This window comes from Acidovorax sp. BoFeN1, from assembly GCF_003345135.1.
Classification (GTDB): domain Bacteria; phylum Pseudomonadota; class Gammaproteobacteria; order Burkholderiales; family Burkholderiaceae_C; genus Acidovorax; species Acidovorax defluvii.
This window is the reverse complement of sequence record NZ_QOZT01000048.1, coordinates 21,249-28,767: the sequence shown is the minus strand read 5'-3', so window position 1 is coordinate 28,767 and position 7,519 is coordinate 21,249. Positions and strand designations below refer to the sequence as shown.

Genomic DNA, 7,519 nt, shown 5'->3' with positions numbered 1-7,519 from the left:
GTGTTGGGGTTGGGGGGGGCACGGTAGTGTCTGACACGCTCAAAAAGGGGCCGTTGGGTCTGTTGGTAGGGCCTGCTGAAACTCGAACCGTTCGCCCCGTGCTGGTCGAGGGGCTTCGACCAGCACAGTCCGAACGGTGGTGGAGACTTTAAAGGGCCAGAACAACAGGCAACTGAAGCGATAAAGCTCTTGATTGTCCGCGATCTGTGCAAGGGGTGCCCGGGCGCTGGCCCACGCGAAATGCCCTGCGTCACTATCATGGTGGGTTTTTCTGCTTTTCTGGCGTGCGCCCACTGTGAACCCTTCCTTGCCCCACCGACCTGCTGATGATCAGCCCTCTGGCCCCTCGGGTCTTTATCTGGGGCACGCCCTGGCGCAGCAGCGCATCAGCATTCGCGGCGCGCGCACGCACAACCTCAAAAACATCGACCTCGACATCCCGCGCAACCAGCTGGTGGTGATCACGGGGCTGTCGGGCTCGGGCAAGTCCAGCCTGGCGTTTGACACGCTGTATGCCGAAGGCCAGCGGCGCTACGTGGAGAGCCTGTCGGCCTATGCGCGGCAGTTTCTGGGGCGGCTGGACAAGCCCGATGTGGATTTGATCGAAGGCCTGTCGCCGGCGATTTCCATCGAGCAAAAGGCCACCAGCCACAACCCGCGCTCCACCGTGGGCACGGTGACCGAGATCCACGATTACCTGCGCCTGTTGTACGCCCGCGCGGGCACCCCGTTTTGCCCCGACCACGGCCTGCCGCTGGCTGCGCAGACCGTGAGCCAGATGGTGGACGCCGTGCTGGCCCTGCCCGAGGACACCAAGCTGATGATCCTGGCGCCCGTGGCGCGCGAGAAAAAGGGCGAGTTCACCGAGCTGTTTGCGCAGATGCAGGCGCTGGGCTACATCCGCTTTCGGGTGGATGGCCAGACTTACGAGCACGAGAATCTGCCCGCGCTGAAAAAGACCGAGAAGCACAACATCGACGTGGTGATCGACCGTGTGAAAGTGCGGGCCGACCTGCAGCAGCGCCTGGCCGAGAGCATTGAAGCCGCCCTGCGCGTGGGTGGTCACGAGGGCAACGGCCGCGTGCTGGCGCTGGAGATGGACACCGGCCAAGAGCACCTGTTCAGCAGCAAGTTCGCCTGCCCGGTGTGCAGCTATTCGCTGGCCGAGCTGGAGCCGCGCCTGTTCTCCTTCAACTCGCCCATGGGCGCGTGCCCGGCGTGCGACGGCATTGGCCAGCGCGAGGTGTTCGACCCGGCGCGCGTGGTGGCCTTCCCCACGCTCAGCCTGGCCAGTGGCGCCATCAAGGGCTGGGACCGGCGCAATGGCTACTACTTTGCCATGCTCGAAAGCCTGGCGCGGCACTACGAGTTCGATATTGATGCGCCGTTCGAGTCGCTGCCCGCGCCGGTGCAGCACGCCATCCTGCATGGCTCGGGCGAGGAAGAAATCGCCTTCAGCTACCATCTAGACAGCGGCGCCTCCAAGGGCAAAGCGGTCGTCAAAAAGCACGTGTTCGAGGGCATCCTGCCCAACATGGCGCGCCGCTACCGCGAGACCGATTCGGTGGTGGTGCGCGAAGACCTGGCCCGCTACCGCAGCACCCAGCCCTGCCCCGAATGCCACGGCGTGCGCCTGCGCCGCGAGGCCCGCCATGTGAAACTGGGCGAGGGCGAACAGGCCCGCGCCATTTATGAAGTGAGCCACGCCACGCTCAGTGATGCGCACGCCTGGTTCAATGACCTCAAGCTCACCGGCGCCAAGGCCGAGATCGCCGACAAGGTGGTGCGCGAGATCGCCACACGCCTGCAGTTCCTGAACGACGTGGGCCTGAGCTATCTGAGCCTGGACCGCAGCGCCGAGACTCTCTCCGGCGGCGAGGCGCAGCGCATCCGCCTCGCATCACAAATAGGCTCGGGCCTCACGGGCGTGATGTATGTGCTGGATGAGCCCAGCATCGGCCTGCACCAGCGCGACAACGACCGGCTGATTGCCACCCTCAAGCACCTGCGCGACATTGGCAACAGCGTGATTGTGGTCGAGCACGACGAAGACATGATGCGTGCCGCTGACCAGGTGATCGACATGGGGCCCGGCGCGGGCGTGCATGGCGGGCGCGTGATGGCGCAGGGCACTTACGACGAGGTGCGCGCCAATGCACAGTCGCTCACGGGCCAGTACCTCTCGGGCGCGCGCTCGATTGCCGTGCCCAAGCGCCGCACGCCCTGGCTGCCGGTGCTGGAGCAGGCCGCGTCGGTGGTGGAGGCCAAGGCCAAATCGCGCTTTCCGCAGACCGAGGCCAGCAAGCGCCGCGCCGAGCGCATGGCCGAACACCATGCGCGCCAGGGCGCCGTACAGGCGCTGCGCGTGGCGGGCGCCACGGGCAACAACCTGAAGGGCGTGACGGTGGACTTCCCCGTTGGCCTGCTGACCTGCGTGACGGGTGTTTCGGGCTCGGGCAAAAGCACGCTGGTCAACGACACGCTGTACGCCGCGGTGGCGCGCCAGCTCTACCGCGCGCACGACGAACCGGCCGCGCACGATGAGATCGTGGGCATCGAATACTTCGACAAGGTCATCAACGTGGACCAGAGCCCCATCGGCCGCACGCCGCGCAGCAACCCCGCCACCTATACCGGCCTGTTTACACCCATCCGCGAGCTGATGGCCGAGGTCAACACCGCCAAAGAGCGCGGCTACGGCCCGGGGCGCTTCAGCTTCAACGTGGCCGGTGGCCGCTGCGAGGCCTGCCAGGGCGACGGCGTGGTGAAGGTGGAGATGCACTTCTTGCCCGACGTGTATGTGCCCTGCGACATCTGCCACGGCCAGCGCTACAACCGCGAGACGCTGGAAGTGCTGTGGAAGGGCAAGAACATCGCACAAATTTTGGAGCTGACGGTGGAGGACGCCGCCGCCTTCTTCAAGGACGTGCCCACCATTGCGCGCAAGCTGCAGACGCTGCTGGACGTGGGCCTCTCGTACATCCGCCTGGGCCAGTCGGCCACCACGCTCTCGGGCGGCGAGGCGCAGCGTGTGAAGCTGGCGCAAGAGCTCTCCAAACGCGACACCGGCCGCACGCTCTACATCCTGGACGAGCCCACCACCGGGCTGCACTTTGCCGACATCGACCTGCTGCTCAAGGTGCTGCACCAGCTGCGCGATGCGGGCAACACCATCGTCATCATCGAGCACAACCTCGACGTGATCAAAACCGCCGACTGGCTCATCGACATGGGCCCCGAGGGCGGCGCGGGCGGCGGTACCGTGGTGGGGGTGGGCACGCCCGAAGAGCTGGCGGCGAACCCGGCCAGCCACACCGGGCAATACCTCGCGCGCTATCTGGCGTAGGGGGCTCGTAGCGAGAGAGAGGTCGTTGCATCGGCCCCACCCGCAAGGCGCCAGTGGGTTGGCGTGCTTTTATGGGCAAAACGGCCTCAAGCGCTTATCTATTAAGCGCAAGCAGCTATTATATTGATAGCTAATCAGTGCGCACGAGCCGCCAGCTTGCGGTACAGCGTCTGCCGGCTGATACCGAGCTGGCGTGCGGCCTGCGACATGTTGCCGCGCGCGGCCTGCAGGGCCTGGTCGATGGCGGCGGTGGACAGTTGCTGCAGACTCAGCGCTGCAGGTGCCGTGGGCGTGTCTGGAGTGTCTGGCGGGTGGCCGAATGCCAATGGCGCCACCTCCAATGTCTGCACCAGGTCGTCGGGCATGTGCTCCCAGCGCAGGGTGTCTTCGCCCTCGACCAGCATGGCGCAGGCGGTGCGCAGCACGCTGGCCAGCTGGCGCAGGTTGCCGGGCCAGGGGTGGGCGGCCAGGCGGGCCAGCAGGTCGGGGGCCACTTCCACGTCCACAGGCAGGCCTTGTTCGGTGGCCAGGTCGGACAGCAGCCGCCGCAGCAGCGCCACGAAGTCGCTGCGCTCGCGCAGCGCAGGCAGCTGCACCGTGAGGCCGTTGATGCGGTAGTACAGGTCTTGCCGAAAGCGCCCCTGCTCTGCGGCTTGCATGAGTTGGTTGTGGGTGGCGCAGACCAGTGCAAAGTCCACCGGCACGGCCTTGCTGGCGCCCACGGGTGTCACGCTGCGCTCTTGCAGCACGCGCAGCAGGCGGGTTTGCAGGGCCAGGGGCATGTCGCCGATTTCATCGAGGAACAGCGTGCCGCCATGGGCCTCGCGCAGGCGGCCGAGGTGGCCCTCCTTGCGTGCGCCGGTGAACGCACCGGCCACATGGCCAAACAGCTCGGATTCGATGAGGTTCTCGGGGATGGCGGCGCAGTTGATGGCCACAAAAGGCGCGTTGCACCGGGGGCCGCTGGCGTGCAGGGCACGCGCAAACACCTCTTTGCCCACGCCTGATTCGCCCTGGATGAGCACCGGGATGGGCTTGGCCACCACGCGGCGGGCCTTGTCGGCTGCGGTGCGCCAGCGGGCGTCGCCGGTGTCCAGCAGCGCCAGTGCGTCTTGCGTCGGTGCAGCGCGGGCAGCCGTGTTGGACTGCGACGGGGTCATCCACGCGGCGGCATCCATCTGTACTTGGGCAAACAGCAGCCCACTGATGCCGTTCAGGCCCAGCACCCGCAAGGCCTGGGGCTGCTGGGGGCGGCGTTTGTGGTGCGAGAGCAGGTCATCGAGCCGCACATCCAGCACACGCTCCAGCAAGATGGCGCCCACGTCGCCCGCGTGCAGGCCCAGCTGCACCAGGCCCACGCGATTGGCGCCCACGATCCAGCCGTCGGCGGACACCGCCACGATGCCTTCGGCCACACTGCCAATGCCCTCGGGCGCGCTGTGCAGGTGCAGGCGGATGTTGCGTTTGCAGGTGGCGGCCAGCAGGCGGTTTTCGATCATGCGCGCTGCGGTGCTGACCAGGCCCAGCGTGTGGGCGTGGCCGTTGCGGTGGTCGCCCGAGATGTCGAGGATGCCCAGCAGCTCGCCCGTGGCCGAGAGGATGGGCGAGGCCGCGCAGGTGAGAAAGCTGTTGCGCTCCAGAAAATGCTCGCCGCCGTGCACTTCCACCGCCGTGCCTTCGGCCAGCGCCGTGCCGATGGCGTTGGTACCCCGGTGGGATTCGTGCCACGAGGCGCCGCTGGTGAGCGCCACGCGCTCGGCCTTGTCCACAAAGTAGGGGTCGCCCAGCGTGTGCATGAGCATGCCGCGCCGATCGGCCAGCACCACCACGCTCTGGCTGTGCCGCACCTGCTCGAACAGGTATTCCATGACGGGGCGCGAATGCGCGAGCAGCTCGGGGTTGCTGGCCAGCACATGGCGCAAGGTGCCGCTGCTGGGGTGGTCGATGGACTGGGGCCGCCCGGTGGGCATCAGGCCGGCCGCCATGCTGCGCGACCAGGAGCGGGCCAGGCGCTCGTCCACCAGGCCGCTGGGGCACTGGCCGGATTCCAGCAGGTGCTGGCGGGCCTGTCGCAGGGTGACGGGGGTGGTGAGGGGGCGCACGCTTTGTCTCCGTGCAGGGTCATGGTGCCCTGCTTTGAATGGGTTTGCGGGAGTATGGCGTGCTGCGCCGCCGGGGGCAAGGGCATGGCCACCGGGGTCGTGCCAACTGTTCCATTTCGTGACAGGTGTCGCGTGCCAATACAACGCGGATGTTGTCCGCTGCAACAGCAGCAACACCTGAGCGGAAAAAAATCCCAATGAAATCAATGGTCCACGCGCCCTGCAACGCTGGCATGGGTCTTGAGTAGAGAGTTGGCATCGGAACGGCCCACAGGGCGGTCCGATAGCCACAACAACCTCAGGAGACAACACCATGACCGTTTACGCAGCCCCCGGCGCCGCTGGCGCCAAGATCGCCTACAAGCCCCAGTACAACAACTTCATCGGCGGCAAGTTCGTGGCCCCGGTCAAGGGCCAGTACTTTGATGTGATCTCGCCGGTGAACGGCCAGGTCTACACGCAAGCCGCCCGCTCCACCGCCGAAGACATCGATCTGGCGCTGGACGCGGCCCACGCCGCCGCCGACGCCTGGGGCAAGACCTCGGCCACCGAGCGCTCCAACATCCTGCTGAAGATCGCCGACCGCCTGGAGGCCAACCTCGAACTGCTGGCCTACGCCGAAACCGTGGACAACGGCAAGCCGATCCGCGAAACCCTGAACGCCGACATCCCGCTCGCCGTGGACCACTTCCGCTACTTCGCCGGCTGCCTGCGTGGCGAAGAAGGTTCCATGAGCGAAATCGATGGCAACACCGTGGCCTACCACTTCAAGGAACCGCTGGGTGTCGTTGGCCAGATCATTCCCTGGAACTTTCCGATCCTGATGGCCGCGTGGAAGATTCCGCCGGCCCTGGCCGCTGGCAACTGTGTGGTCCTCAAGCCCGCCGAGTCCACCCCCATCAGCCTGCTGATCCTGATCGAACTGATCGCCGACCTGCTGCCCCCGGGCGTGCTGAACATCGTCAACGGTTACGGCCGTGAAGCCGGCATGCCGCTAGCCACCAGCAAGCGCATCGCCAAGATCGCCTTCACCGGCTCCACCACCACGGGCCGCGTGATCGCCCAGGCCGCCGCCAACAACCTGATCCCTGCCACGCTGGAACTGGGTGGCAAGAGCCCCAACATCTTCTTTGCCGACATCATGGACAAGGACGATGCGTTCCTCGACAAGGCGATCGAAGGCCTGGTGCTGTTCGCGTTCAACCAGGGCGAGGTCTGCACCTCCCCGAGCCGCGCGCTGATCCAGGAAAGCATTTACGACAAGTTCATGGAGCGCGTCTTGAAGCGCGTGGCCGCCATCAAGATGGGCAGCCCGCTGGACACCGACACCATGATGGGTGCACAGGCTTCCAAAGAACAGCTGACCAAGATCTTGAGCTACCTGGAGCTGGGCAAGGCCGAAGGCGCGCAGGTGCTGATCGGTGGCGAGCAGGCCAAGGTGGGTGGCGATCTGGACGGCGGCTACTACGTGCAGCCCACGCTGTTCAAGGGCCACAACAAGATGCGCATCTTCCAGGAAGAAATCTTTGGCCCCGTGCTGGCCGTGACCACCTTCAAGGACGAAGCCGAAGCCCTGGCCATTGCCAACGACACGCTGTACGGCCTGGGCGCCGGCGTGTGGAGCCGCAACGGCAACGTGGCCTACCGCATGGGCCGCGCGATCAAGGCCGGTCGCGTGTGGACCAACTGCTACCACGCCTACCCGGCGCACGCTGCTTTCGGTGGCTACAAGGAGTCGGGCCTGGGCCGCGAAAACCACAAGGCCATGCTCGGCCACTACCAGCAAACGAAGAACCTGCTGGTGAGCTACAGCGAGAACAAGCTGGGCTTCTTTTAAGCCGGTTTGATGGGGGTCAACGGGCAGCCTCAAACCCCGCTTTGCCAAGCCGTGCCGGGCGTACGATTTTGGCAAAGCACCCCCAGCCCTGGGCGATGACCGCAGCGCCTCGCCCTCTGGCCCGACCGCCCCGCCGCACCGATGGCGGGCGCGGGCTGGCCCGCAGCGCCCCAGGGTCAAGGGCATGCTCCCGCTCTGCAGCGCACCCACATTCCCATACCTACAGCGATACCA

General features: G+C 66.2%; 3 protein-coding genes. 2 read left to right on the top strand and 1 reads right to left on the bottom strand.

Annotated elements, in window-relative coordinates; translation table 11 throughout:
* Positions 1–307: 307 nt before the first annotated feature.
* Positions 308–3,346: an excinuclease ABC subunit UvrA gene (uvrA, locus tag DTW89_RS11855; RefSeq protein WP_114656097.1), complete on the top strand. Its 3,039-nt coding sequence runs from the start codon at positions 308–310 to the stop codon at positions 3,344–3,346.
* A gap of 134 nt (positions 3,347–3,480) precedes the next feature.
* Here the strand turns inward: uvrA and DTW89_RS11850 are convergent, their stop codons facing one another.
* On the bottom strand, positions 3,481–5,448 hold the full coding sequence (locus DTW89_RS11850) for a sigma-54-dependent Fis family transcriptional regulator (RefSeq protein ID WP_114656096.1): 1,968 nt from the start codon (positions 5,446–5,448) through the stop codon (positions 3,481–3,483).
* A gap of 313 nt (positions 5,449–5,761) precedes the next feature.
* On the opposite strand from DTW89_RS11850, the gene exaC reads away from it, so the two are divergent.
* Positions 5,762–7,285, top strand: coding sequence for an acetaldehyde dehydrogenase ExaC (exaC, locus tag DTW89_RS11845; protein WP_114656095.1), 1,524 nt, complete (start codon positions 5,762–5,764; stop codon positions 7,283–7,285).
* Positions 7,286–7,519 lie beyond the last annotated feature (234 nt).